Origin of the sequence: Kribbella italica, from assembly GCF_014205135.1 — a bacterium.
GTDB classification, from domain to species: Bacteria; Actinomycetota; Actinomycetes; order Propionibacteriales; family Kribbellaceae; genus Kribbella; species Kribbella italica.
The window spans coordinates 435,277-460,267 of the sequence record NZ_JACHMY010000001.1; the positions used below are offsets into that span (position 1 = coordinate 435,277).

Genomic DNA, 24,991 nt, shown 5'->3' on the forward strand with positions numbered 1-24,991 from the left:
AGTTTTCGTTGCCCGCTGACCTTTCCGACGAGGACGCCAAACTGGTCACGTTGGCCCGGGCGGCCCGGGCCCGGACCCGCGCGGCCGAGGGTGCCGCCGTGCGTGACTCCGACGGCCGGACGTACGCTGCCTGTACGGTCCAGCTCGACACGGTGCTGCTGTCCGCGCTGCAGCTGGCGACCGCGATGGCGGTGTCGTCCGGGGTCAAAGGGCTCGAAGCGGCCGCGGTGGTGACCGACGCCGACACGGCCGACGTCGAGGTCGTTCGGTACTTCGGTGGCGCCGCGCTGCCGGTAGTCGTTGCTGATGGCAACGGAGAGGTTCGGCATGTCGTCCACACCTGAGGAGTTCCGCTCCGGTTTCGCCTGTTTCGTCGGGCGGCCGAACGCGGGCAAGTCGACGCTGACCAACGCGCTGGTCGGCCAGAAGATCGTGATCACGTCGTCCAAGCCGCAGACCACCCGGCACGCCGTCCGGGGCATCGTGCACCGCGACGACGCGCAGCTGATCCTGGTCGACACCCCCGGTCTGCACAAGCCCCGCACGCTGCTCGGCGAGCGGCTGAACGACGTGGTGAAGACGACCTGGGCCGAGGTCGACGTGATCGCGGTCTGCCTGCCGGCCAGCGACCGGATCGGGCCGGGCGACCGGTTCCTGGTCGCGGAGGCGGCCAAGGTCGCCAGGACGCCGAAGGTCGCGCTGGCCACCAAGTCCGACCTGGTCGGGCCGGACCGGATGGCCGAGCACCTGAACGAGATCGCCAAGCTGGGCGAGACGCACGGCATCGAGTGGGCCGCGATCGTGCCGGTCTCGGCGGTCGACGGGTTCCAGGTGGAGACCGTCGCCGACGAGCTGGTGAAGCTGCTGCCGCAGGGCATGCCGCTGTACCCCGACGGTGACGTGACCGACGAGCCCGAGGAGATCCTGGTCGGCGAGCTGATCCGGGAGGCCGCGCTGGAAGGCGTCCGGGACGAGCTGCCGCACTCGATCGCCGTCACCATCGACGAGATGATGCTGCGCGAGGGCCGTCCCGAGGACAAGCCGCTGCTGGACATCTACGCCAACCTCTACCTCGAGCGTGACAGCCAGAAGGGCATCGTGATCGGCCACAAGGGCGCCCGTCTGCGCGAGGTCGGGGCCAACGCCCGCCGCCAGATCGAGGCCCTGCTCGGCACGCCGGTCTACCTGGACCTGCACGTGAAGATCGCCAAGAACTGGCAGACCGACGCGAAGCACCTGAAAAAACTCGGGTTCTGATGGCGGAGGGAAACATCGCCCCGGACGCCGGCGCCGGAGCGCCACGGCATGCCGCCGCGCTCCTCAACCCGGCCTTCGCGGCGCTCAACGGCCCACACTCTTCTTTCGCGGAGGTCCGGGGGAACGCCCGGGTCTACCCGTCCGACGTAGCCCCTTTCCTCGGGCTGCCGGACGACCCGACCGAGCAGGACTGGGCCGATGCCGCCGCGCTGATCGGGCGCGGTCGGGTGGTCGCGATCAAGCACCCGGACCTCGTGGTGCCTGACACGTTCAAGGTCGATCTGGCGATCGACCTCGTGCAGTTCCTCGCCCCGGCCGGTCTGGGCGTCGAGGACCCCGAGCTGGTCGTGCTCGGCCCGGACGACGTACCGGAGATGCTGAGCCTGGTCGCCCTGACCGACCCCGGCCCGTTCCGGGCCCGCACGATCGAGCTCGGCACCTACCTCGGCCTGCGGCAGGACGGCGTACTGATCGCGATGGCCGGCGAGCGCTACCGCCTCCCCGGCTACACCGAGATCAGCGCCGTCTGCACCCACCCCGACCACCGCGGCCGCGGCCTGGCCACCCGCCTGATCCGCGCCGTCGCGGCCGGCATCGAACACCGCGGCAACCAGCCCTTCCTCCACACCGGCGCCTCCAACACACCGGCCATCCGCCTCTACGAAACCCTCGGCTTCACCCTCACCAACCACACGAAGGTCACCATCCTCCAGGTTGTCTGAGGGGTCGCTCGGCTCCCCGCCTACTCTGCGGCGTTCCTCCCGGTTCGCCTCCAGCGTTGCCAACTCGGTACGGCGAGGGCGGCTGCTCTCATGACTCCTCCGTGCCCGCTGGATCAGGACGGTCCGGGAGCGTGGTGATGGACCGGATGCGACGGCTGCCGAGCTGGACCAGCGACAACGCGGCGACGCCTCCGCAAAGGGTCAGCGCGAGCACGGGCCCGGTGCGGTCGCCCAGTCCGGACAGCGAGTCCGCCACCACCCCGCCGAGGACGGCGCCGATCGGGATGGTGCTCAGGTTGATCGTGCGGGCGGTTGCCTGAACGCGGCCGAGGTAGGCCGCTGGCGTGATCTGCTGGCGAAGAGTGGTGACGGTGGCGTTCCAGACCGGCAGCCACAGCGACGAGACGAACATCAGACCCAGCACCCACGCCGGCGCGCCACCGATGAGGCTGAGGGGCGTGAGGAGCCAGACCAGTCCTTCGAGGCCGGTGAGCAGGAGGGTGCGGCCGACGCCGAGGCGGGTACGCAGCCAGGAGGTGAACGCGGCGCCGGTGAGTGCTCCGGCCGCGCCGACGGTGAAGACCAGACCGACCGCGCCCGCCGACAGGTCGAGGGATCGGTAGAGGAAGACGATCAGGACCGTGCGATGGGCGTTGATGCCGAGGTTGCGGAGCGCGGCCGAGACGGTCAGCGGGCGGAGGACCGGGTGCCGCCACATCAGCCGGACGCCGTCCAGGATGTCGGCGAGCAGGCTGGTTCGGTGGTCGCCGCGGTTCGGCGCCGGCTCCGGCGTACGGATCGCGGTGACGCCGAGCATGGACGCGGCGAACGACGCCGCGTTGACGCCGAAGCCGATCGCGAGGCCGCCGTACTGCAGCAGCAGGCCACCCAGGGAGGGCCCGGCCAGCCGGGACAGCGAGCTGGACAACTCCAGCCGTACGTTGCCCTGGGCAAGTTTTTCGCCGGCGAGCAGCGACGGCAGGTAGGTCTGGTAGGCGATGTCGAAGAAGATCGTGGCGACGCCGACCGCCGCGGCCACGGCGTACAGCAGCGGCATCGTGACGCTGCCGGTCGCCGCGCAGACAGCCAGGACGGCGAAGCAGCCCATCCGGACGACGTTCGCGAGGATCATCACCGGGCGGCGCCGGACCCGGTCCATCAGCGCGCCCGCGAACAGGCCGAGCAGCGGGTACGCGAGCGTGCCGACCGCGGTGAGCGCGCCGACCTCGGTCGCGCTCGCGCCGAGCAGGAGTACGGCCGCGGTCGGCAGAGCCAGGGACGCGACCTGGTCGCCGAGCAGGCTGACCGACTCACCGAACCACAGCCGGCCGAAGTCGCTCGTCCGGCCGGCTGCCGTCGTGCTCCGTGCCACCGCCCGCTCAGGTCGTCTAGAGCGACTTCTGGTAGGCGATCGAGCGGGCGACGACGTGGTAGCCGAGTTTTTCGTTGATGCCGATCATGTGGGCGTTGGACTCCGCGTTCCAGGTGTCGAGCTGGGTGAGGGCGGGTTCGACGTCGCGCATCCAGAGCAGCATGCCGGTTTTCACCAGTGCGCCGAGGCGGTGTCCGCGGTGGTCGCGGGAGACCGCGGTGTCGGCCTGCTCGGCGATGTGCGGTCGTTCGCGCTCGACCGTGATGGTCGAGTGGCCGGCCAGTGCGCCGGTCGCGCGCTCGCGGGCGATCACCCGGTACAGCGTGCGGTCGTGCGCCAGTTGCGCGTCCTCGTAGGCGCGCAGCCGCTCGGGGCTGTACTCGTCGTCCTCGATGTCCAGGTCGTCCTTCGGTGCGTCGTTGATCGACGCGGTGACTGCGACCATCCCGTCGAGCATGTCCTCGGGCAGCTTGCCGGTCACCCGCACCAGCTCGTACGCCGAAGCGGCGCGCACCGCGTCGTCGTACAGGCGCTGGACGAGGTCCCAGTCCAGGGCGGTCAGGTCCTGGCGCCGGTTCACCTCGATGGCCTTCTGCTCAAAGCCCTGGTGGCGCGCGAACACGTCCGCCTTCGGCAGGTCCCACGCGCTCAGCCCGGCCGACGTGCGGCCGAGCTCCTCGGCCAGGCCCTCGCCGTACGCGATCAGTTCGCCGCCGAGCCCGCGGCCGCGCCGGTCGGGGTGCACCTCGACCTCGAACCAGGCCAGGTTCGTGTTGTCGTACGTCGGCAGCTCGACGCTGAGCACGCCGGCCAGCCGGCCGTCCTCGTCGCGCGCCAGGTACGCCTGGCCGGGATCGCCGTCCCAGCCGTACCTCAGATGCGCCGCGAACCCGCGCGGGGTCGGCAGCAGCGCCGCGGGGCAGTCGAGCTTGTGCGTGGCCTGGAACAGCGCCACGGCGTCCGCGCACCCGACCTCGTCGTCGGGGGAGAGCCTCGTGATGTCCACCAGGTCAGGATGAGCGACCGCACCGGCGGACGCGAGTGGATTTTCCGCTGTTCTTGACTGATTCCAGTTTCTGTACAAGACTTCCCGCGTGGCAAGTCCTCGAGACCTCCTCCGTTCGGTCGACCTGCGGGTCACCCGTCCGAGGCTTGCCGTCCTGACCGCCGTGCACCGGCATCCGCACGCCGACACCGACGCGATCATCCGGGCGACCCGAGAAGAGCTCCCGGACGTTTCGCACCAGGCCGTGTACGACGTACTGCGGGCGCTGACCGACGCGGGTCTGCTCCGGCGGATCCAGCCGGCCGGATCGGTCGCTCGCTACGAGGCGCGGGTCGGCGACAACCACCACCACGTGGTGTGCCGGTCCTGCGGCGCCATCGAAGACGTGGACTGCGCCACCGGCGCGGCTCCGTGCCTGCACCCGTCCGACCATCACGGCTTCGCTGTCGACGAGGCCGAGGTCGTGTACTGGGGACTGTGCCCGGACTGCTCCGCGGCCAGTTCTGAACCAGCCACCACATCGAGAGGTTGAGCATGACCGAGACGCCTGACCTGCCCCATCACGGCAGTGAGAGCGAGAACCCCGCCATCGACGCCCCGACGCCCGCGGTGCCCTCCCCGCGGACGAACCGGGACTGGTGGCCGAACCAGCTGGACCTCTCGGTCCTGCGCCGGCACGCGCCGCAGGCCAGCCCGCTGGACGGCGACTTCGACTACGCCGAGGAGTTCAAGACCCTCGACGTGGACGCGCTGAAGCGCGACATCGTCGAGGTGATGCGGACGTCGCAGGACTGGTGGCCGTCGGACTTCGGCCACTACGGCCCGCTGTTCATCCGGATGAGCTGGCACAGCGCCGGCACCTACCGGATCGAGGACGGCCGTGGTGGCGCCGGCGACGGCTCGCAGCGGTTCGCCCCGCTGAACAGCTGGCCCGACAACGCCAACCTGGACAAGGCCCGCCGGCTGCTCTGGCCGGTCAAGCAGAAGTACGGCCGCAAGATCTCCTGGGCCGACCTGCTGGTGCTGGCCGGCAACGTCGCGCTCGAGGACATGGGCTTCGAGACCTTCGGGTTCGGCTTCGGCCGCGAGGACCTGTGGGAGCCCGAGGAGATCTTCTGGGGACCGGAGGACACCTGGCTGGGCGACGAGCGCTACAGCGGTGAGCGTGAGCTGCACAGCAAGCTCGGCGCGGTCCAGATGGGCCTGATCTACGTCAACCCCGAAGGCCCGAACGGCGTACCGGACCCGGTCGCCGCGGCGCGGGACATCCGCGACACCTTCGCCCGGATGGCGATGAACGACGAGGAGACGATCGCGCTGATCGCCGGCGGTCACTCGTTCGGCAAGACGCACGGTGCCGGCCCGGCCGACCAGGTCGGCCCGGAGCCCGAGGGCGCCCCGCTGGAGCAGCAGGGTCTGGGCTGGAAGAACGGATACGGCTCCGGTAAGGGCGCCGACACGATCACCAGCGGTCTCGAGGTGACCTGGACCAGCACGCCGACGCGCTGGGGCCACGACTTCTTCAAGAACCTGTACGCGTTCGAGTGGGAGCTCACCAAGAGCCCGGCCGGTGCGCACCAGTGGGTCGCGAAGGACGCCGAGGAGAACGTGCCGGACGCGTACGACGCGGCCAAGAAGCACCGGCCGACGATGCTCACCACCGACCTCGCGCTGCGCTTCGACCCGGAGTACGACAAGATCTCGCGCCGGTTCCTCGAGCACCCGGAGGAGTTCCAGCTCGCCTTCGCCAAGGCCTGGTACAAGCTGCTGCACCGTGACATGGGCCCGCTGCCGCGCTACCTCGGCCCGTGGGTCGCGGAGCCGCAGCTGTGGCAGGACCCGGTCCCGGCCGTCGACCACGAGCTGGTCGACGACGCGGACGTCGCGGCGCTGAAGGAGAAGCTGCTCAACTCGGGCTTGTCCGTCGGCCAGCTGGTCCGTACGGCGTGGGCCTCGGCGGCCTCGTTCCGCGGCACCGACCGGCGCGGTGGCGCGAACGGCGCCCGCATCCGGCTCGAGCCGCAGCGCAACTGGGAGATCAACGAGCCGGCCGAGCTGGCCAAGGTGCTGGAGACGCTCGAGGGCATCCAGCAGGAGTTCAACGGCGCCGGCGGCAAGCAGATCTCGCTGGCCGACCTGATCGTGCTGGGTGGCTCGGCGGCCGTCGAGAAGGCGGCCCGGAACGCCGGGCAGGACGTCACCGTTCCGTTCCACGCGGGCCGGACCGACGCCTCGCAGGACGACACCGACGTCCACTCGTTCGCGGTGCTCGAGCCGCGTGCCGACGGTTTCCGCAACTACCTGCAGGCCGGCGAGAAGCTGACGCCGGAGCTGCTGCTGCTCGACCGGGCGTACATGCTGACCCTGACCGCGCCGGAGCTGACCGTCCTGGTCGGCGGCTTGCGGGCCCTGGGCAACAATGTCGGCGGCACGGCGCACGGCGTACTGACCGACAAGGCCGACACGCTGAGCACCGACTTCTTCGTCAACCTGCTCGCCGCGGGCACGGAGTGGAAGGCCTCGGCCGCGGAGGAGAACGTCTTCGAGATCCGCGACCTCGGTGCCGAGGACGTCAAGTGGACCGCGACCCCGGTCGACCTGGTCTTCGGCGCGAACTCGCAGCTGCGGGCGCTCGCCGAGGTGTACGCCGCCGGGGACGCGCAGGCCAAGTTCGTCAAGGACTTCGTCGCCGCGTGGGTCAAGGTGATGGAGCTCGACCGCTTCGACCTGAAGTGAGCTAGTACGGGTGCCGGGCCGGTCCACGATGGTGGGCCGGCCCGGCGTCGTTCACGGTTTCGGCATTCCGTACGCGTGGTCGACCGTCATCGTGAACAGCAGCCGCCCGTCGGCGACCATCGTGCGCCGGTAGTCGTCCCAGTCCGGGTGCTCGCCGGAGGCCGTCCGGTAGTAGTCGACCAGCGCCTCGACAGTCGCGTCGTCCGGCTGCTGCGCGACCGCGGACAGCTCGGCCTTGCCTTCCAGTACGACGTACGACCGGCCGCCCGGCCCGTCGACGTACAGGCTGGCCCGGGGATCGCGGCGCAGGTTCTTCGTCTTCGCGCGGTCGTCGGTCAGCGAGACGCTGATCCGGCCGCGCTCCGCGTCGTACACGTAGGTGACGTTCGACAGCTGCGGCCGGCCGTCCCGCTTGAGGGTGACCAGCGCACCGAGCCCATGGGTTCCGAGCCGCGCGGCGAGGGATTCAGTCATGCGGCCAGCCTAGGAGCTCAACCAAACTTGAAGGCAAGCCGCGAGCCTTCACAGCGAGGCTCCCAGCAGTACGCCGGTGACGACGACGGCCAGGCCGGCGGTGGTCAGGGGAGTGAGGCGTTCGCGCAGGACCAGCAGTCCGAGCAGGGTGCCGACGACCACGTTGAGGGTGCGTCCGATGGCTACGCTCTCGATCGAGGTCAGGGTCATGGCCACGAGGACGAGCCCGTAGCTGGCCGGGGTGAGGACGGCGATCGGTGCGGCGGAGCGCCAGTGCTGCAGGACCGCGCGCGGGCGGACGGCTGCGGTGAGCAGGATGACCTGGGCCAGGTTGCTGATCGCGAGGTAGGACAGGAGATCGACATCGAGCGTGGTGATCGCGAGGCCGTCCCACAGCGTGTAGGCGCAGCTGCAGGCGGCGACAGTGAGGCCGAGGGTGACGCCGCGGCCCAGCCCGCGGCGTCCTGGAGTGCGGTCCATCATGAGGATTCCGCAGGCGACGAGAGCCGCGCCGATCCACGTCACCATCGGCGGCAGTCCCGTCCACGGGATCGTCGCGAGCGTCACCAGCACCGGCGTCGTACCGCGGCTGACCGGGTAGACGATCGAGAACCCGCCCGCGCCGTACGCCTTCTGCAGCGTCACCGCGTACGCCGTGTGCAGTGCCATGCTGACCAGCGCCGCCCACCAGGCCGGCCCGAGTCCGCGCCAGACGATCAGCCCGACGGACACCGGAGCTGTCAGGACCGCGCACAACCAGACGAATCCCGGCCCCTGCAGGGGCGATCGTTTGACCAGCAGGTTCCAGGTCGCGTGGCAGCCGGCGGCAACGGTGAGCAAGGCAAGAGCGATCACGTAGACAGTGTCTACACGACCGCAGTAGACGCTGTCTACTCACCTGCCGATCACGCTGTGTGTCTCGCCGATCGAGACCCCCGGTTCGACGGCCGGGCACGGCTGTGCATAAACTCGCAGGCATCATGCGGCACCAGCTTCTCCTCCTTCGCTGCCGCGGCGAGGCCTGACCAGGCCGGTTCCCTCGCCGCGGAGTTCTGTCGTGCGCCGGTCGTCTGCGACCCGTAGTACAGCCTTCCCGAGGAGAATCCCGTGGCACCGAAGAACCAGCCTCAGCCCGTCCAGCAGCCGTCCGGGATGCCGGTAGCGCGCTACCGCGCGTTCCCCCCGATCGACCTGCCGGACCGCACCTGGCCGGCGAAGTCCGTCGAGCGGACGCCGCGCTGGCTGTCCACCGACTTGCGCGACGGCAACCAGGCGCTGGTCGAGCCGATGTCTCCGGCCCGCAAGCGCCGGATGTTCGACCTGCTGGTCCGGATGGGCTACAAGGAGATCGAGGTCGGTTTCCCCAGCGCCAGCCAGTACGACTTCGACTTCGTCCGGTCGCTGATCGAGGGCGACGCGATCCCGGACGACGTGACGATCTCGGTGCTGACCCAGGCCCGCGAGGAGCTGATCGAGCGGACCGTGCAGTCGCTGCAAGGCTCGCCGAAGGCGACCATCCACCTGTACAACGCGACCGCGCCGCTGTTTCGCCGGGTCGTGTTCAACGTCGAGAAGGCCGAGTGCCTGAACATCGCGGTCCGCGGTACCGAGACGGTGATGAAGTACGCCGACGAGCTGCTGGGCGACTGCGAGTTCGGCTACCAGTACAGCCCGGAGATCTTCACCGGCACCGAGCTGGAGTTCGCGCTGGAGGTGTGCGAGGCGGTCAGTGACGTCTGGCAGCCGGCCGCGGGTCGCGAGATCATCCTGAACCTGCCGGCCACCGTCGAGATGTCCACGCCGAACGTGTACGCCGACCAGATCGAGTGGTTCGGCCGGAACCTCACCCGGCGTGAGCACAGCACGATCAGCCTGCACCCGCACAACGACCGGGGGACGGCGGTCGCCGCCACCGAGCTGGCGCTGATGGCCGGCGCGGACCGCGTCGAGGGCTGCCTGTTCGGCCACGGCGAGCGGACCGGCAACGTCGACCTGGTCACGCTGGGGATGAACCTGTTCAGCCAGGGCATCGACCCGCAGATCGACTTCTCCGACATCGACGAGATCCGCCGTACGGTCGAGTACTGCACCCAGATGCGGGTGCCCGAGCGGCAGCCGTACGCCGGTGACCTGGTCTACACCGCCTTCTCCGGCTCGCACCAGGACGCGATCAAGAAGGGCCTGGAGGCGCTGGACAAGCAGGCCGCGGCCGAGGGCCGGCCGGTCGGCGAGATCACCTGGGAAGCGCCGTACCTGCCGATCGACCCGAAGGACGTCGGCCGGTCGTACGAGGCCGTGATCCGGGTCAACTCGCAGTCCGGCAAGGGCGGCGTCGCGTACATCATGAAGTCCGAGCACCGTCTCGACCTGCCGCGCCGGCTGCAGATCGAGTTCAGCCGGGTGATCCAGCAGCACACCGACGCCGAGGGCGGCGAGGTCGGCCCGCAGGTGATGTGGGACATCTTCTCCACCGAGTACCTGGTGCCGGGCAAGCTGTCGCTGCTGACCGTCACGTCGACGTCCGGTGGTGAGGGCAACGAGACGGTCGCCGTGCAGGTCTACTCCAACGGCGTACCGCACGAGCTGACCGGCGAGGGCAACGGCCCGGTCTCGGCGTTCGTCGACGCGCTCAAGCCGCTGAAGTACGACGTGCGCGTGCTGGACTACCACGAGCACGCCCTCTCGGCCGGCGGCGACGCCCTGGCCGCCGCGTACGTCGAGTGCGAGGTCGGCGACGAGGTCTTCTGGGGCGTCGGCCGCGACGCCAACATCCTCACGGCTTCCTTGAAGGCGGTCGTCTCCGCCATCAACCGCGCCACCCGGTAAAAGAGAGTGCGGATCATCCGCTGAGCTGCTTGGCTCGGCGGATGATCACCGTGCGCGAGGTCGACCCGTCCGACGATGCGACCTTCCGGAGCTGGTACGACGCCTTCCGGGCCGCGGCGGTCGACCAGCGCCCGGCTGCCTTCGTCGCCAACTGGGACGCACTGTCCTCCTCGCTCCGCACTCCCGGACCGGCCAAGCGCCGGATCCCGGTCGGTGCCTTCGACGGGGACCGTCTGGTCGGCGCCATGCTGTTCGAGTACCCGCTGATCGGCGACCTCGACACCGTCGACGTCGAGATCGACGTTCCGCCGGCCGAGCGCCGCCGCGGCGCCGGCACCCAGTTGTGGCGCTGGGCAACAGCTCGCGCGGCGGAGCTCGGCCGCACCATCTTCCAGGCCGAGCTCGGCGTCCCCGCAACGAACGACCCCTGGCCGGGCAGCGCGTTCGCCGCCGGCCTCGGGTTCAGCATCGGCAACGTCGAGGACCACTTCGTCGTACCCCTCCCGTACGACGCCGACCGCCTCGCGCACCTCACGAAGGACGCCGGCGACCTCACCGGCTACCGGCTGACCTCCTGGGCCGGCCCCTGCCCCGAGGAACACCTGCCGGCGTACGCCGACCTGAGGACCGCCATGGACGTCGACGTCCCCTCCGGCGAGATGACCCGCACCCCGGAGCCATGGACCGTCGAGCGCCTGCGCCAGAACGAGGAGCGGATGGCGAAGAACCACCTCGCCCTCGTCACCATGGCCCACACCGACGACGGCCTCCCGGCCGGCTACACGCTCATCTACGTGATGCCCGGCGACCCCGACAACGTCATGCAGGACGACACGCTCGTCCTCCGCGACCACCGCGGCCACAACCTCGGCACCCACCTCAAGCTCGCCAACCTCACGCAGCTCGCCGAGCACCGCACCACGCAAACCCTCCTGCACACCTGGACCGCCCAGTCCAACGCCCCGATGCAGAAGGTCAACGCCCGCTTCGGCTTCACCTTCGCCGAAGAACTCCACGAGCTCGAGCGCCACACCCCGAACCTGCGCCCGGCCGCGCGCGCCGTGGTCCTCGATCGCGACGACCGGATCCTCCTGCTCCGGTTCACCTTCGACGACCGCCCCGACGTCTGGGCCGCCCCCGGCGGCGGCGTCGAGCCGGGAGAATCGTTGCTGCAGGCACTCACCCGCGAGCTGATCGAGGAGATCGGCCTGACACTGCCGGCCGATCCGCCGCACCTGTGGCACCAGGAGGTCGTTGCCGACGGCCACGCCGCCGGGTACGACGGCGTGATCAACGACTACTTCCTCGTCCGGGTCGACACCCACACCCCGGGCGGCACCATGTCGGCGGACGAGCTCCGGGCCGAGAACGTGCACGGCCATCGCTGGTGGACCCAGCAGGAGCTCGCGGCGTACGACGGCCCGGACGTCTTCTCCCCGCGCGCCCTGCCGGTCTACCTGGCCGACCTGCTCGCGAGCGGCCCGCCCACGTCACCGCACCTGATCGGCCTGTGAGTAGGGCGTGTCTCCCGATTCTCGCCTACTGCGCGGCACTCGGCACGGCACCTCGAAGCACTGGAGCAAAGCCCACGATGGAAAAACATCGAGGCCTTCACTCCAGCACTCCGAGCTACCGCACCGAGCACCTGCTCGCTACGGCGACAATTGGGAGACACGCCCTACAGCCGGCGCTGCCAGCTGAGGTGGCCCTCGTCCATGGTCGCGTGGCCGTCGGCGCCGGCGGCGACGCTCGGGTCGTGCGTGGCGATGATGACCGCGGCGCCACGCTCGGCCTCGCGCCGGAGCAGGTCGAGCACGCGTTCGCGGTTGGTGCTGTCGAGCTCGCTGGTCGACTCGTCGGCGAGGACGACGCGGCCCTGCTGGGCCAGCCCGCGAGCGACCGCGACCCGCTGCTGCTCGCCACCGGACAGCTCCTCGACCAGGTGATCGCCGCTCTCCTCCAGTCCCACCGCGGTCAGCGCCTCGTCGATCACGTGGTCGACCTCTTTCTTGCCCTCAGCAATCAACGCCGAAGAAATCAGGGGCAGCGCCAGGTTCTCCCGGGCGGTGAGCACCCGCGCCAGTCCGTTGCCCTGCGGGATCAGTACGACGCCCTGCTTGGACGCGCCCGGCCGGTCCACTACCGGTACGCCGTCCAGCTCGACCGTGCCCGTCTTCGGCGCGACCGCCCCGGCCAGTGCCCACAGCAACGAACTCTTGCCCGCGCCGGACGGGCCGCTGACGGCCAGGACGAACCCCGGCGGCACGCGGAACGACACGTCCGCGACGGCCACCTGTTCGCCGTACACGACAGTGAGGCCGGTGGCCGTGATGCCTTGTTCGCTCATCGGGTGCCTTCCTGCTGGACCGGACTGAGCCGAACCTCGCCGTCCTCGGTGGTGGTGACCTGGAGCAGAGTCCCGGGTGGCAGGAGGTCGGCCACGTGGGGCGGCAGCGGCAGGGATCCGTCGGAGGCGACCACCGCGAACTCCTCACCGGAGCGGCCTTCGGAGGCGATCCGGCCGTCCCGGATGGTGATCGTGCGGGGGAGCGCGGCGGCGACGTCGGGGTCGTGGGTGATCAGCAGCACGGTCATGCCGGTGGCCCGGTTGATGGTGGAGATCGCCGCGAGGACTTCGTCGCGGGCCTGGTGATCGAGCTGGCTGGTCGGCTCGTCGGCGAGCAGCAGGCCGGGAAAGGTAGCGATCCCGACCGCGACCGCGGTGAGCTGGATCTGCCCGGGAGTGAGGGCGCCGAGCGGCGCTTTCGCCTGCTGGGCCAGGCCGACCAGCTCCAGCACCTCTTCCGGCGACGGCAGGTCCCGGTTGCGTGGCGCGGCGCGCTGCGCGTACTGGATGTTGTCGATGGGCGTCAGGTACGGGATCAGGTTGCGCCCGGCGCCCTGCAGCACGATGCCGACGTCGGCGGCACGCATCCGGTCCAGCTCGGCCTCGGTCATCGTCGCGATGTTGTGGTCGCCGATGTGCAGGCGGCCGGCGCTCGGTGTGAGCAGCCCGCCGCACAGCTGCAGCAGCGTCGACTTGCCGGCTCCGGACGGGCCGAGCAGGCCGACCAGTTCACCGGGCCGGACGTTGATTCCGATGCCGGAGAGCGCTGCGACGTCGTGACCCTGGCTGCGGTAGATGTGCACCAGGCCGCTGGTGCTGATCGCGAGCCCGCTCATGACAGCTCCTCCTTGATCCGGCTGTAGCCGGCCCGGCGGTTCACGCCCGAGCCGAGCAGCACGGTGGTCACGGTCAGGACGACGGTTCCGATCAGCCACAGCACGCCCGCGACGGCCCAGTTGGTGCCGAGGTCGAGCGGAATCGGCGACGGTTCACTGGTTTCGGCGAACAGCGGGATCAGCGGCAGCGCCACCTTCGCGCCGACCACTCCACAGATCGAGCCGAGCAGCACAGCCAGCGCGACCGGTCCGGTCTGCTCCCACCGGGCGGCCCGCCCGGTCGTCGAGGCCAGTACGCCGGTGATCTTGAGGCTGGCGTAGTCCTGCGCCCGCGACCGCCACGAGGTGACCACCATCAGCAGCAGCACGATGATCGCCAGCGACCAGCCGGCTACCCCGATCACCGGCGTCAGCTGCAGCGCGAGCGCGCTGGCCGACCGCCCGTACGCCGCCTCGCGGTCGGCGCTGCGGTCGACCAGCTGCGCCTGGAAGCCGGCCTTCTTCAGCGCCTCGATCGCCTGGTCGGCCTTGGTCAGGCCCTCGTCGTTCAGCCAGACCTCGAACGACATGCTGGGCAGGGCGACGGAACCGCCCAGCCGGCGCATCGTCTCCAGATCGACCACCGCGGACCGGAGCGGGTAGCGGTTGATCGGTGCCGCGAGCCGCTCGACCGGGCTGATCCGGAAGGCGATCCCGTCCAGGCCGGGCACGGTCAGGTTGTCCGACCGCGGGTAGCCGCGGGTCACCAGTGAGGGAACCAGCGGCGGGACGGAGCCGTGCTGGAGCAGGGTCTCCAGCGCGATGCTGGTGACGTGCAAGGTGAGTCCGCCGACGGGACCGTCCTTCGCGCTGATCGATCCGGTCTTCTCGCTGAGCTGCGGGATCTCCTCCCAGTCGGACGCCTTGCCGAGTGGCAGGACCGGCTTCTCGGGAGTGCCGAGCTTGCTGATCGTCACGTCCCCCTCGATACCGGACTGGTCGTCGAGGCCCCGGGCGATGCCGATCCGCAGCAGCCGGCAGCCGCCGCCGCAGGAGATGTCGGTGGACAGGTCCGTCGTACGCCCCGGCACCAGCGGCATCGGGGGGAAGTTGGCGACGTACCGGCCGCCGTCGCGGAGGCTGACCATCGTGGCCTGGATGATCACCGACTTCGCGGGCTCCTGGTCCGGCGGCGGCGTGCCGTTGACCGTCTCCGGGACGACCGGCTTCATCGGGCCGGTGCTCGCGGTGACCCGCAGGGTGTCGCCGCGCAGCTCGATCGGAGCCGGCTCCCGTGGTGCGGTAAGCTGGGCGAAGCCGTCGGGGTCGGTCAGTTCGCCACCCCGGAAGGCGATCCGGCGGAAGCTGTCCGGCTCGATCATCATGGTCCGCAGCGAGTCCGGAGCGGTCGTCGTACCGATGATGACGGGGGAGAGCCACTGCCGGTCGCGGTCGAGGCCGTCGAGAACCTTGGTGAAGTCGCCGAGGTCTCCGGGGCTCACGTCGAGGACACCTGCCGCGCCGGTCTCGTACCCGGCGCGGGTGTCCCGGTTGCCAGCGGCAACGGATGCGGCCTGGCCGGCGAACGACACCAGCGCGGTCGCGACGGCGACGACTGCCACGATGCGGGTCACCGCGGGCCGGCGTGACACCTGCAGGGCGCCCAGCGCGAGTCCGAGACGTCCCGCACGCAGGGCCTGCCGGCTGATCAGGGCTGCAGCCGGGAGCAGCAGGTGCGCGAAGGTCAGACCGACCGCCAGCGCCAGCAGGGTCGGGGTGAGCACCGGCAGGGGACCGCGGCCGCCTCCGGTCAGCGCACCGACCAGCCCGGCCGTCGCGAGGACGATGACCGCGATATCCACGGCCGCCACACCCCTGCCCCGGCGGCGTGGCACCACGCGACGCAGCAGGGTGGAGATCGGCTGACGGGCGATCGACCGGACGGTCCAGGCCACGACGGCCAGACCGATCACCAGCGCCAGGCCCAGCGCGGCCGGGACTGTCCAGTGGAACTCGAGGGGAGATCCTCCGTTGAGCCAGCTCGCCCTGACCGCCAGCAGCAGTCCGAAGCCGGACACCAGGCCGAGCAGCATCCCGGCCGCGACTGGTACGCCGAGCTCCAGCGCGAGTGCACGTCCGGCCCGGCGAGCGCTGGAGCCCCGCAGCCTGGCGACTGCGAGCTCAGGTCTGCGCTGGTCCACGACCGCGGCCAGGGCGAGGGCCAGGACGACCACACCGAACAGGGCGACCTGGACCATCACCAGCGGGATGATCGTCGCCGCCTGCTTGCGCTCGGAATCGATCGAGTCGACCAGACTGGCCAGAGCGGAGAGGTTCGAGGCGTTGTACTCGAGGTCACTGGCCTTCGCCTGGGCGTCGTTGGTGGCGGCCCTGAGCCGGTCCAGGTCGTTCACGCGGGTCAGCCCGGGCAGTGGCCGGGTGTCGAGGGTGTTGCGGTGTCCCCACGCGTTCTGGTCGAACGTGGCCCGAGGCGTCAGCAGGTAGTCCAGCTGACCGGAGTCACGTTCGGTGAGCTGTGGGTAGGAACGTCCGGTCGGCGGGCGGCCGAACCAGTAGATGTCCTTCGCGTCCACGGCCCGGTACAGACCGACGACGGTCAGTTTCCCGCTGCCGACGTACTGGGTGGGGACGATGTCCAGGCGCTGACCGATCCTGACCTTGTGGTTCTCGACGTCCGCGACCGAGGCCACGACCTCGTTCGGGGCGGTCGCACAGCGGCCGGCGGTCACCGTCACCCGTTCGCAGAACCCGTCGCGCCACAGGATCCGGGCGTTCGGTTTCGGGTCGGTGATGTTCGGGCCGGTGATCCACTGGACGTCGACGTGCGAGCCGTACACGGGGGCGCTGAACAGGGGCCGGACGTCGGCGGGAACGAGGTCCTGCAGCTTCTCCGGCGCGGTCGGCTTGCTGACGATGCGACTCGTGGGCGGCGGAAGCGCCTCCAGCTGCCAGGCCGCGACCAGCGGGCGGTTGGTCAGCATCTCGGTCGTCACGGTCTGTTCGACCGACCGCGAGAACCACGGCGCGAAGGTGGCGCACGTGCCGATCAGCAGGCTGACCCCGGCCAGTACGACGGCCTGGGACCACCGGTACCGCAACGCCCGGCCCAGAAACATCTTTTCCGTACCCCCCAGCAGTGCGTGGAACCCTGACGAGAAACTACGGACTGGCCGGTGTCACGTCAGGAAGTCGGCAGCGACCGATGCGGTTTCGTTGCGCACCTTGTTGCCTGCGCGCAACAGTTGTCACCCAGTGATACCTGTCTGTCACCGTGGGTCGATGCGACCGTGGATTCGCCGCGTCAGGGATGCTTGTCCCATGACGGATCCGAAGGTCACGCTGGAGCTGGACAGGCCGCAGGGTGGATCACTCGACGCACTGATGGCACTGCCCACCGGCGAGGTCCGCGCGTACGCCGTTCTCGCGCACCGCTCACCCGGATCCGTGGACGTGATCGCCGATGTCCTGACCCGGGCCGGGATCGCCGTGCTCGCCTTCGAGATCGGTGCCGCTGGGGCGGTCGCGGACGTCGTCCTGGCGGCGTACCACCTGCGGGCGAACTTCGAGCCGCCGGGGATCCTGATCGGCCACTCGCTCGGCGGGGTCGCGGTGCTGTCGGCCTCGCACCTGGTCCCCGAGATCCGCGCCGTCGTGACGATCAACGCGCCGGCCGGCGAGATCCCGCCGCCGCGCACCGCGCTGCTGGTGATGCACGCGCCGAACGACCAGCAGGTCGGCATCCAGAACGCCGGCCACCTGTTCGTCGCGGCCCGGCACCCGAAGTCGTTCATCGCGCTGGACGGCGCCGACCACTCGCTGTCGGCCGCCACCGACGCGGTGTACGCCGCGACGATGATCGGCGCCTGGGTCGCCCGCTACCTGACCACCCCCGCGCCGCCGGTCGCGTCCGGGCTGACGACGGGCCACCACGTCCTCGTCCGCGAGAACGGCACGCCGTACGCCCAGACCATCGTCGCCGGCCGCCACCGCCTGACCGCCGACGAGCCCGTCCCACTGGGCCGCGACACCGGGCCCACGCCGTACGACCTGCTGCTCGCGTCCCTCGGCTCCTGCACGTCGATGACGATCCGCATGTACGCCGAACGCAAGCAGATCCCGCTCCGCGACGTCTCCGTCGAACTCCGCCACGCCCGCATCCACGCCAAGGACTGCGAGAACTGCGAAACCACCAACGGCATGCTCGACCGCATCGACCTCCGCATCACCCTCGACGGCGACCTCACCCCCGAACACCGCGAAAAACTCCTCGCCATCGCCGGCAAGTGCCCGGTCCACCGAACCCTCCACTCAGAAATCCAAATCCGCACAGCGATGGCGGACTGACCCGGACGCACGCAGCGGGGCACATCCGGCGGCATCTACCCGGCTGCGACGATCAGCCAGCCACGACCTGCTGCTGCGCAAGCCATCCTGCTGACGCTGCCCGGCGCCCTACCACCACCACCGTCGTACGGCCCTCAGTAGCTCCTGTCCTTCCGGCCGCTGCAACCTCAGCCCAAGCGACCTCTCCGGCCGCAGGACCACCGACCCTCGCGCGCGGCGAGGTGCCTCCGGCGGCGTCTCCCCCGGCCGCGACGGCCGACCCTCGCGCACGGCGGGGCACCTGCGGCGGCGTCTGCTCGGCCGGGCAGTCACCGGCGAGCACGACCTGCTACTGCGCACCAACCTGCTGACGCTGCCCGACGCCCCACCTGTCCTTCCGGCCGTCGCAACCTCAGCCCACGCGACCTCTCCGGCCGCATGACCACCCACCGAGCAACCGACGTGCACCACCAGATCGAGCAGGCTGCTCCACACCTCTCTCTTCGGCCGCCACAACCTCATCCAAGGCAACCAACCCGGCCGCATGCCCACCAACCTCGCCCTCGTCGTACAAGACTCCACGGGGAGAGACCGGTTTCTCGTCTCACCAGGCCCCTCGCCGTACCAGCAGAAGAACGGGGTAGGTTCGGACGCATGCGTGAAACCCAGCTCGGAGAACTGACCGTTTCCGCCCTCGGCCTCGGCTGCATGGGGATGTCGCAGTCGTACGGTGCCGGCGACGACGCCGAGTCGATCGCGACCGTGCACGCGGCGATCGATGCCGGCTGCACCTTTCTCGACACCGCCGACGTGTACGGCGACGGCGCCAACGAGGAGCTCGTCGGCCGTGCGCTGGCCGGGCGCCGCGACCAGGTGGTGCTGGCGACCAAGTTCGGCTTCCGCCGCGCCGCCGCCGGCGACCAGCTCCCGAACGTCGTCAACGGCACCCCGGCGTACGCCCGTGAAGCCATCGACGCCTCGCTCCGCCGCCTCGGCGTCGACCACGTCGACCTGTGGTACCTGCACCGCCGCGACCCCAACGTCCCGATCGAGGAGACCGTCGGCGCGATGGCCGAAGCGGTGACCGCCGGCAAGGTCCGGTACCTCGGCCTGTCGGAGGTCAACGGCGACACCGTCCGCGCCGCGCACGCCGTCCACCCGATCAGCGCCGTCCAGAGCGAGTGGTCCCTGTGGACCCGCGACCCCGAGACCGTCGTCCTGCCGGCCCTGCGCGAGCTCGGCATCGGGTTCGTCCCGTTCAGCCCGCTCGGCCGCGGCTTCCTCACCGGCCAGCTCACGTCGCCCGCCGACTTCGGCCCCGACGACATGCGCGCCTCGCTGCCCCGCTTCACCGGCGACAACTTCCAGAAGAACCTCGACCTGGTCGACCAGGTCAAGTCCCTCGCCGCGGCCCGCGACGTCACCGCCGGCCAGCTCGCCCTCGCCTGGCTCCTTGCCCAGGGCAACGACGTCGCCCCGATCCCCGGCACCAAGCGCCGCAAGTACCTGACCGAGAACCTCGCCGCCGCCGACCTGACCCTCACCCCCGAAGAACTCACCACCCTCAACGAGGCCTTCCCTCCAGACTCCGCCGCCGGCACCCGCTACACCGAAGCCGGCCTGAAAATGGTCGGCCAGTGAACTCGGACGGCAGCAAGAACACCCCGGGTACGCCGGACGCTCGCGACGGGGGCACCCCGGGTACGCCGGACGCTCGCGACGGGGGCACGCCGGGCGCGCCGGACGCTCGCGGCGAGAACACCCTGGGCACCCCCGACGCTCGCGGCGGGGACACCCCGACAGCTCCAGGCGCCACCGGCACAAGCGCTTCCGCGTCCGCCGCCACCGGGCCTGGCGCCACCCCCGCGCCCGGTCCCACCGCCCCCGGCGCCACCGGGACTGGCGCCACCCCCGCTCCCGTCACCACCACCCCCGGCTCCACCGGGCCTGGCGCCGCCCCCGCGTTCGGCTCCACCACCCCCGGCTCCACCGGGCCTGGCGCCGCCCCCGCGTTCGGCTCCACCACCCCCGGCACCACCGGGCCTGGCCCCACCCCCGCGCCCGGCTCCACCACCCCCGGCCCCACCCCTTCGGCTCCGGGCGCCACCCCTTCAACTCCAACTGGCGCCGCCGCGGCGAGCACCTCCAGCGACGTGCCCGGCGCCCGCAGCGGCGAGCAACCACTGATCGCCGTCACCGGCTCCACCGGCAAACTGGGCTCCAAGATCGCACGCCATCTGGCCGACGCCGGCGTCCGCCAGCGACTGCTGGTGCGAGACCCCGCCCGCGCCCCCGAGTTAGCAGGTAGTGAGATCGCCCAAGCGTCGTACGGCGACCACGACGCCCTCATCGACGCCCTCGACGGCGTCCACACCCTCCTCCTGCTCAGCGCCACCGAGTCCGCCGACCGCGTCTCGTTGCACACGGCAACGATCGACGCCGCCGTTGCCGCCGGCGTCCGCCACATCGTCTACACCTCCTTCGTCGGCGCCGGCCCGAACGCGACCTTCACCTTCGCGCGCGACCACTGGCACACCGAGCAGCACCTCCGCGCGACCGGCGTCGAGTTCACCTTCCTCCGCGACAACCTGTACCTCGACTTCGTCCCCGGCTTCGTCGGCGAGGACGACGCCATCCGCGGACCGGCCGGCGACGGCCGCGTTGCCGCCGTACTCCGCGACGACGTCGCCGCGGCGGCCACGCAGGTCCTCCTCGACCCCGCCGCACACACCGGTACGACTTACGACCTCACCGGCCCGACCGCGTTCACCCTGACCGAGGCCGCCGCCCTGCTCAGCGAGAGCCACGGCCGCAAGATCCGCTATGAGCCGGAGACCCTCGACGAGGCCTACCGCTCGCGCGAACGCTTCGGCGCCCCCGCCTGGGAGGTCGCCGGCTGGGTCACGTCGTACGCCGCCATCGCCAGCGGCGAACTCGGCACCGTCACCACCGCCGTCGAACAGCTCACCGGCCGCAAGCCCACCAGCCTGGCCGAGTACGTCGCCACCCGCTGACTGTCGGACCCGTTTGAGACACTGTCCCCGTGCCGCTCTACCGTGACGAAGCCATCGTGCTCCGAACCCAGAAACTGGGCGAAGCCGACCGCATCGCCACCCTCCTGACCCGCCAGCACGGCAAGATCCGTGCCGTCGCCAAGGGCGTACGCCGTACGTCGTCCCGCTGGGGCGCCCGCCTGGAACCCTTCAGCCACGTCGACCTCCAGCTCGCCACCGGCCGCACCCTCGACGTGGTCACGCAGGCCGTCTCCATCGCGTCGTACGGCCAGGGCATCGTCGACGACTACGCCCGCTACACCACCGGCACCGTCCTCCTGGAAACAGTCGACCGCCTGGTCGTCGAGGAGAAGGAACCAGCCACCCAGCAGCACCTCCTGCTGGCCGGCGCCCTACGCGTCCTCTCCTCCGGCGAACGAGAACCCGGCCTGATCCTCGACTCCTTCCTCCTCCGCTCCCTGGCCATCTCCGGCTACGCCCCCTCCTTCGGCGACTGCGCCAAGTGCGGCGAACCAGGCCCCCACCGAGCCTTCAACCCCGCCGCCGGCGGCATGGTCTGCTCCGCCTGCCGCCCACCCGCCTCCGCCATGCCCGCCCCCGCCACCATCACCCTCCTGGCCGCCCTCCTCACCGGCGACTGGCCCACCGCCGAACGCACCGACCCCAAAACCCGCCGAGAAGCCGACACCCTCGTAGCCGCCTTCGCAGCCTGGCACCTAGACCGCCTCCGCTCCCTCCGCCACCTGGACCTCTCGGTCACCCCCGCCACCCCCCTCCCAGGCACCGAAGCAGTCAACTAACCCCCAGCAACTTGCAACAACCTGCAACCCCACGCCTGGCCCTGTGGACAACCTCAACCCCACGAACTCCCCGTATGGCAGAGTTGTACGGTCAGTAGTCAAAGGCCAGTGGAGGCGCATCAATGATCGGCCGGCTCACCGCGACCACCCTCGCAGCAGCCCTCGCAGTCACCCTGACCTCATGCGACTACGGCCAGAGCGCGACCCCGCCACCGTTCACACCCTCCGCGGCACCGACCAGCGTGAGCACTCCGCCCGACCCGTCAGCGTCCGCAGGTGTCGCGGCCGTGGATGCGTACAAGCGATACCGAGCTGTCATCGACACGCTGACCCGTAGCGGTGGGGCGGATGTGCGCGACGTCCCGGCAGTGACGACCGGACTCGAGTTGGTGGCGACGAACAACCAGGCTGACACCTACAAGGGACGCAAGATCCACTCCATCGGGTCGACCCAAGTGGTGTGGGCCCGCCCGAGCAAGATCGGCCCGCCGACGGATGGCGTCGTGGTGACGGTCTCGGTGCAGGCTTGTCTCGACACCTCGAAGACGCAGGCCGTCGACGCCGCAGGCAAGAATGTTCGGCCGCCCGGCACTCCCACGCGCTGGCTCGACAACCGGGAAGTGAAATTCGTCGACGGTAGCTGGAAGGTGGCGAACGGGCGCAGTCAGGGGGCAAAGTGCTGATCGCTGCCGCGGTGGCTGCCGCGTTGCTCAGCGGGATCACGTCGCCGGTCGTCGCGAACCAGCCCACGGAGCCTCCCGTCGTGACACCTGGAGGTCCTGACTGCGACGGCGATCTGATGGTCGGCACTTGCCGGATCACCGTGCTGGATGATCCGAAGGAGCCGACTGGTGGCGGCGGACGTAAGCCAAGCACGAAAACCGTCAAGGGTGCGGCATGCCAACGTGAAGGCAAACCGCTGCCGTGTACGACGAACGAAGGCTTCTGGGATCCTTCGACCTCCTGCTACCTGAAGCAGGAAGCGAAGCCGCAGGTTCTCGGCGGACCGGGCGAGATCAAGCCGGGCAGCACGTTCTACCGGTGCTTCTACGTGTACGACGTCGTCAACGGAAAGCCCGAAGGAATCGAGAGGTTCGACTCGGTGATTCGGGATCCGGGCCAGACTCAGACCAGGGATCCTCGCGAGGTGGCTCGGGAAGTTGTGGACGACATGAACTTCGTGGCACCGCAGCTGGGACTGTCGCCGTTTGTGCAGAGTGCGCGGCGGGAAGGCGTGGTGAATTCGCCCGTCTGGATGTGGGTCACCGATCCCGGGGAGAGCACGACCGGGCCGTTGTCCGCGCGGGTCACCCTCGACGGTGTGACGATCGCGGCCACCGGGACGCTGGATCGGATCGAGTGGTCGATGGGTGACGGCGGGACGGTGACCTGCAAAGGCGCCGGTACGCCGTTCGACCGGGCGGCCATGCAGGGGAAGTCGCTGAAGGAGGTGCCCGCGTCGCCGACCTGTGGGCACAAGTACGTGAAGACCTCCCGCTGCGAGAAAGGCGGCACGTTCCCGGTCACTGCCACGGCGTACTGGAACGTCCACTGGACCGGCGGCGGCATCGAGGGCGATATCCCACTGCAGTTCACCCGCGCGACCTCCCTCTCGGTGGTCGACCTACGCCCGGTCCTCGTGGCGCCGGACGGTGCCGGCGATCCGCAGGTCACCTCGCCCGCACGGTCCTGCTCCTGAGCCGTAGGTGCTGAGTCCGCACCGGGGCTACGGGAATGCATCCTGGCCTGGCCTTGGTTCGGCGGGCTCGTGCCGCGGGCTGCGTCTAGGGCCGTGCCTGCGAGCGGCCCTTGTCCGAGCCGTTCCATGGACTCTCGTCGAGGAGTACTCGGACCCCTTGGGCTCGGGCTGTCCGGCGGTCGTTGTCCCAGGCAATGATCGTGGCGAGGTCGACCCAGTCGACCGAGTTTGTCGAGTGGAAAGGTACTGCGCCTTCGGTGACGTACGCGCGCAGGTCGTCGCGTGCCATGCCGATGGCGTCGGCTGCCTCGTCGATCGGGAGTTCGGGGCGGAGCGGGGAGACCTTCACCGCCATGCCTGCGCGCATTGCCTCTAGTACGTGCTGGACTGCCGCGAACACCAGGGGAGGAAGGTCCTGCCGTTCACCAGTGGGGCCGACGACGTATGGACCGTCGGCTGTGGTCCGTCGTTCGTCCGCGTCCAGCAGGTAGATCCGCGCGTCGTTCGTGGGGCCGGGCATGAGCAGAGTTTAGTCAGCCGTGGGCTTGTTTTAGTCGCCTGAGTACGGGGCTGCTGTTGCGGTCGGTGCTTGTAGGGGCAGGTTCAGCAGTCTGCTGTGTTGGGGGCGGCGAGAGCCTGGGCGTTGCTGTCGGGGTCGACCAGTACTGGCACTGCCTCGCCGATTCGGAGTTGGGTCCCTGCTGACTGGGTCATGGGGATTTGGCCGTTGTCGCCGAGGGTGCTTTCCCAGGTGATGTCCCACTCGGTGGTTGCTGTGAGGTTGTACTTGCAGTTTGGTTGGTTGTGGGAGGTCTTCACGTAGCGGTGGCCGCAGTCGGGGGAGTCTTTGAGGCCGGAGGACTTGTTGTACGGCGTGCCGGCGGTTTCGCAGCGGAGGGTTTTGCCGTCGCCTAGGGACCAGTTGACGGCTTTGACCTGGGCCTTCACGTTCACGGTGAGGCCGGGGACGTTGGCTGAGCGGGTGATCGGGCCCCAGGTGTTCTCGGACTTAGTGACCCAGAGCCAGACGGGCATGTTGACCAGACCGATCTGCGCGGGGCCGGGGGCGGTGCCGACTTGGGGTTTGCCGAGCTTCATTTCGGCGATGGCGCGGTAGACGAGCGTCAGCGGGTCGACGACCTCGATGTCGGGCTCACCTTGGATCCAGACGAACCGGGTGACCAGGTGGCGTCCTTCGTCGTAGCCCTGCTCTCGTACACAGGCCCAGACGCTGCCTTTGGTGAGGTCCTTCCCTGTCCAGATGGGACTGTCGTACGGCGGGGGAGGACTCATCCGCTGCAGGTAGCACTGATGGGTGTTGGACCAGTTGCCGAGCTCGGAGGTACAGGCCTGTGCAGCACCTCCGAAGTTGCAGACGGGTTTCGTAGACACCTTCTTGACCGGCTTCGTCGTCTCCTCAGTAGTGCCGCCAGGTACCGGGATCGTCGAGGAGAGGACAGTGATGCATTTGCGAGTGATGGGCGAGCACTTCTTGACGTAGTGAGGTGGATCAGCCAGGGCTGCCCAGGGCAACAACCACGTTGAGAAGCAAGCGGCCAGCACCGCCAGAGTCAATCGC

22 protein-coding genes are annotated in these 24,991 nt (G+C 70.0%); 13 read left to right on the forward strand and 9 right to left on the reverse strand.

What is annotated here, in order from left to right:
- The first annotated feature begins 8 nt into the window (after positions 1–8).
- The 3 genes from HDA39_RS02265 to HDA39_RS02275 are packed head-to-tail and all read left to right on the forward strand — an operon-like array spanning position 9 to position 1,979.
- Positions 9–344, forward strand: a complete 336-nt coding sequence (locus HDA39_RS02265) for a cytidine deaminase (protein WP_184793582.1) — start codon at positions 9–11, stop codon at positions 342–344.
- The gene (era, locus tag HDA39_RS02270; RefSeq protein ID WP_184793583.1) at positions 328–1,257 is read left to right on the forward strand and encodes a GTPase Era; all 930 of its coding nucleotides are present in this window, start codon (positions 328–330) and stop codon (positions 1,255–1,257) included. The genes HDA39_RS02265 and era overlap by 17 nt, the downstream gene beginning before the upstream one ends.
- On the forward strand, positions 1,257–1,979 hold the full coding sequence (locus tag HDA39_RS02275; protein WP_184793584.1) for a GNAT family N-acetyltransferase: 723 nt from the start codon (positions 1,257–1,259) through the stop codon (positions 1,977–1,979). The genes era and HDA39_RS02275 overlap by 1 nt, the downstream gene beginning before the upstream one ends.
- 88 nt (positions 1,980–2,067) lie before the next feature.
- On the opposite strand, the gene HDA39_RS02280 is transcribed toward HDA39_RS02275, so the two are convergent.
- Positions 2,068–3,351, reverse strand: coding sequence for an MFS transporter (locus tag HDA39_RS02280; RefSeq protein WP_184793585.1), 1,284 nt, complete (start codon positions 3,349–3,351; stop codon positions 2,068–2,070).
- A 16-nt stretch (positions 3,352–3,367) separates the two neighbouring features.
- Positions 3,368–4,357, reverse strand: a complete 990-nt coding sequence (locus HDA39_RS02285; RefSeq protein ID WP_337925594.1) for a GNAT family N-acetyltransferase — start codon at positions 4,355–4,357, stop codon at positions 3,368–3,370.
- Between the two features lie 88 nt (positions 4,358–4,445).
- Between HDA39_RS02285 and HDA39_RS02290 the strand changes: the two genes are divergently transcribed.
- Together HDA39_RS02290 and katG are read left to right on the forward strand one after the other, a co-directional pair.
- The gene (locus HDA39_RS02290) at positions 4,446–4,889 is read left to right on the forward strand and encodes a transcriptional repressor (RefSeq protein ID WP_184793586.1); all 444 of its coding nucleotides are present in this window, start codon (positions 4,446–4,448) and stop codon (positions 4,887–4,889) included.
- 2 nt (positions 4,890–4,891) lie between these two features.
- The gene (katG, locus tag HDA39_RS02295) at positions 4,892–7,093 is read left to right on the forward strand and encodes a catalase/peroxidase HPI (RefSeq protein ID WP_184793587.1); all 2,202 of its coding nucleotides are present in this window, start codon (positions 4,892–4,894) and stop codon (positions 7,091–7,093) included.
- Positions 7,094–7,144: 51 nt separating this feature from the next.
- Here katG and HDA39_RS02300 read toward each other — a convergent pair whose 3' ends face one another.
- Positions 7,145–7,567 (reverse strand): PPOX class F420-dependent oxidoreductase, encoded by a 423-nt coding sequence (locus tag HDA39_RS02300; protein WP_184793588.1) that lies wholly within the window; start codon positions 7,565–7,567, stop codon positions 7,145–7,147.
- Positions 7,568–7,615: 48 nt separating this feature from the next.
- The gene (locus HDA39_RS02305) at positions 7,616–8,422 is read right to left on the reverse strand and encodes an EamA family transporter (RefSeq protein WP_184793589.1); all 807 of its coding nucleotides are present in this window, start codon (positions 8,420–8,422) and stop codon (positions 7,616–7,618) included.
- 297 nt (positions 8,423–8,719) lie between these two features.
- On the opposite strand from HDA39_RS02305, the gene leuA reads away from it, so the two are divergent.
- Both leuA and HDA39_RS02315 read left to right on the forward strand, forming a co-directional pair.
- Positions 8,720–10,393 carry a 2-isopropylmalate synthase gene (gene leuA / locus HDA39_RS02310; RefSeq protein ID WP_202893350.1) on the forward strand — a complete coding sequence of 558 codons (1,674 nt, stop codon included), beginning with the start codon at positions 8,720–8,722 and terminating at the stop codon, positions 10,391–10,393.
- A gap of 41 nt (positions 10,394–10,434) precedes the next feature.
- Entirely contained in the window at positions 10,435–11,907 is a 1,473-nt protein-coding gene (locus HDA39_RS02315) for a GNAT family N-acetyltransferase (RefSeq protein WP_184793591.1), read from the forward strand.
- Positions 11,908–12,071: 164 nt separating this feature from the next.
- Here HDA39_RS02315 and HDA39_RS02320 read toward each other — a convergent pair whose 3' ends face one another.
- Genes HDA39_RS02320 through HDA39_RS02330 form a run of 3 tightly spaced genes read right to left on the reverse strand, consistent with a single transcriptional unit; the run spans position 12,072 to position 16,692 of the window.
- A complete protein-coding gene (locus HDA39_RS02320; RefSeq protein WP_184793592.1) occupies positions 12,072–12,740 on the reverse strand; it encodes an ABC transporter ATP-binding protein in 669 nt (222 codons plus the stop codon).
- Positions 12,737–13,576, reverse strand: coding sequence for an ABC transporter ATP-binding protein (locus tag HDA39_RS02325; RefSeq protein ID WP_184793593.1), 840 nt, complete (start codon positions 13,574–13,576; stop codon positions 12,737–12,739). Before HDA39_RS02325 ends, HDA39_RS02320 begins: the two co-directional genes overlap by 4 nt.
- Positions 13,573–16,692, reverse strand: coding sequence for an FtsX-like permease family protein (locus tag HDA39_RS02330; protein ID WP_184793594.1), 3,120 nt, complete (start codon positions 16,690–16,692; stop codon positions 13,573–13,575). The genes HDA39_RS02325 and HDA39_RS02330 overlap by 4 nt, the downstream gene beginning before the upstream one ends.
- A gap of 202 nt (positions 16,693–16,894) precedes the next feature.
- Between HDA39_RS02330 and HDA39_RS02335 the strand changes: the two genes are divergently transcribed.
- The 6 genes from HDA39_RS02335 (at position 16,895) to HDA39_RS02360 (ending at position 23,412) form a co-directional block, all read left to right on the forward strand.
- Complete coding sequence (locus tag HDA39_RS02335; protein WP_184793595.1) at positions 16,895–17,920, forward strand: bifunctional alpha/beta hydrolase/OsmC family protein; 1,026 nt, start codon at positions 16,895–16,897, stop codon at positions 17,918–17,920.
- Between the two features lie 633 nt (positions 17,921–18,553).
- Positions 18,554–19,540 (forward strand): aldo/keto reductase, encoded by a 987-nt coding sequence (locus HDA39_RS02340; protein ID WP_184793596.1) that lies wholly within the window; start codon positions 18,554–18,556, stop codon positions 19,538–19,540.
- Positions 19,537–20,913: an SDR family oxidoreductase gene (locus HDA39_RS43595; RefSeq protein WP_337925595.1), complete on the forward strand. Its 1,377-nt coding sequence runs from the start codon at positions 19,537–19,539 to the stop codon at positions 20,911–20,913. The genes HDA39_RS02340 and HDA39_RS43595 overlap by 4 nt, the downstream gene beginning before the upstream one ends.
- Positions 20,914–20,942: 29 nt before the next feature.
- On the forward strand, positions 20,943–21,713 hold the full coding sequence (recO, locus tag HDA39_RS02350; RefSeq protein ID WP_184793597.1) for a DNA repair protein RecO: 771 nt from the start codon (positions 20,943–20,945) through the stop codon (positions 21,711–21,713).
- 287 nt (positions 21,714–22,000) lie between these two features.
- The gene (locus HDA39_RS02355) at positions 22,001–22,396 is read left to right on the forward strand and encodes a hypothetical protein (RefSeq protein WP_184793598.1); all 396 of its coding nucleotides are present in this window, start codon (positions 22,001–22,003) and stop codon (positions 22,394–22,396) included.
- Complete coding sequence (locus tag HDA39_RS02360; protein WP_184793599.1) at positions 22,390–23,412, forward strand: hypothetical protein; 1,023 nt, start codon at positions 22,390–22,392, stop codon at positions 23,410–23,412. Before HDA39_RS02355 ends, HDA39_RS02360 begins: the two co-directional genes overlap by 7 nt.
- 85 nt (positions 23,413–23,497) lie before the next feature.
- Here the strand turns inward: HDA39_RS02360 and HDA39_RS02365 are convergent, their stop codons facing one another.
- Together HDA39_RS02365 and HDA39_RS02370 are read right to left on the reverse strand one after the other, a co-directional pair.
- On the reverse strand, positions 23,498–23,932 hold the full coding sequence (locus HDA39_RS02365; protein ID WP_184793600.1) for a hypothetical protein: 435 nt from the start codon (positions 23,930–23,932) through the stop codon (positions 23,498–23,500).
- Between the two features lie 83 nt (positions 23,933–24,015).
- Positions 24,016–24,987 carry a hypothetical protein gene (locus tag HDA39_RS02370; protein WP_184793601.1) on the reverse strand — a complete coding sequence of 324 codons (972 nt, stop codon included), beginning with the start codon at positions 24,985–24,987 and terminating at the stop codon, positions 24,016–24,018.
- Positions 24,988–24,991: the final 4 nt, after the last annotated feature.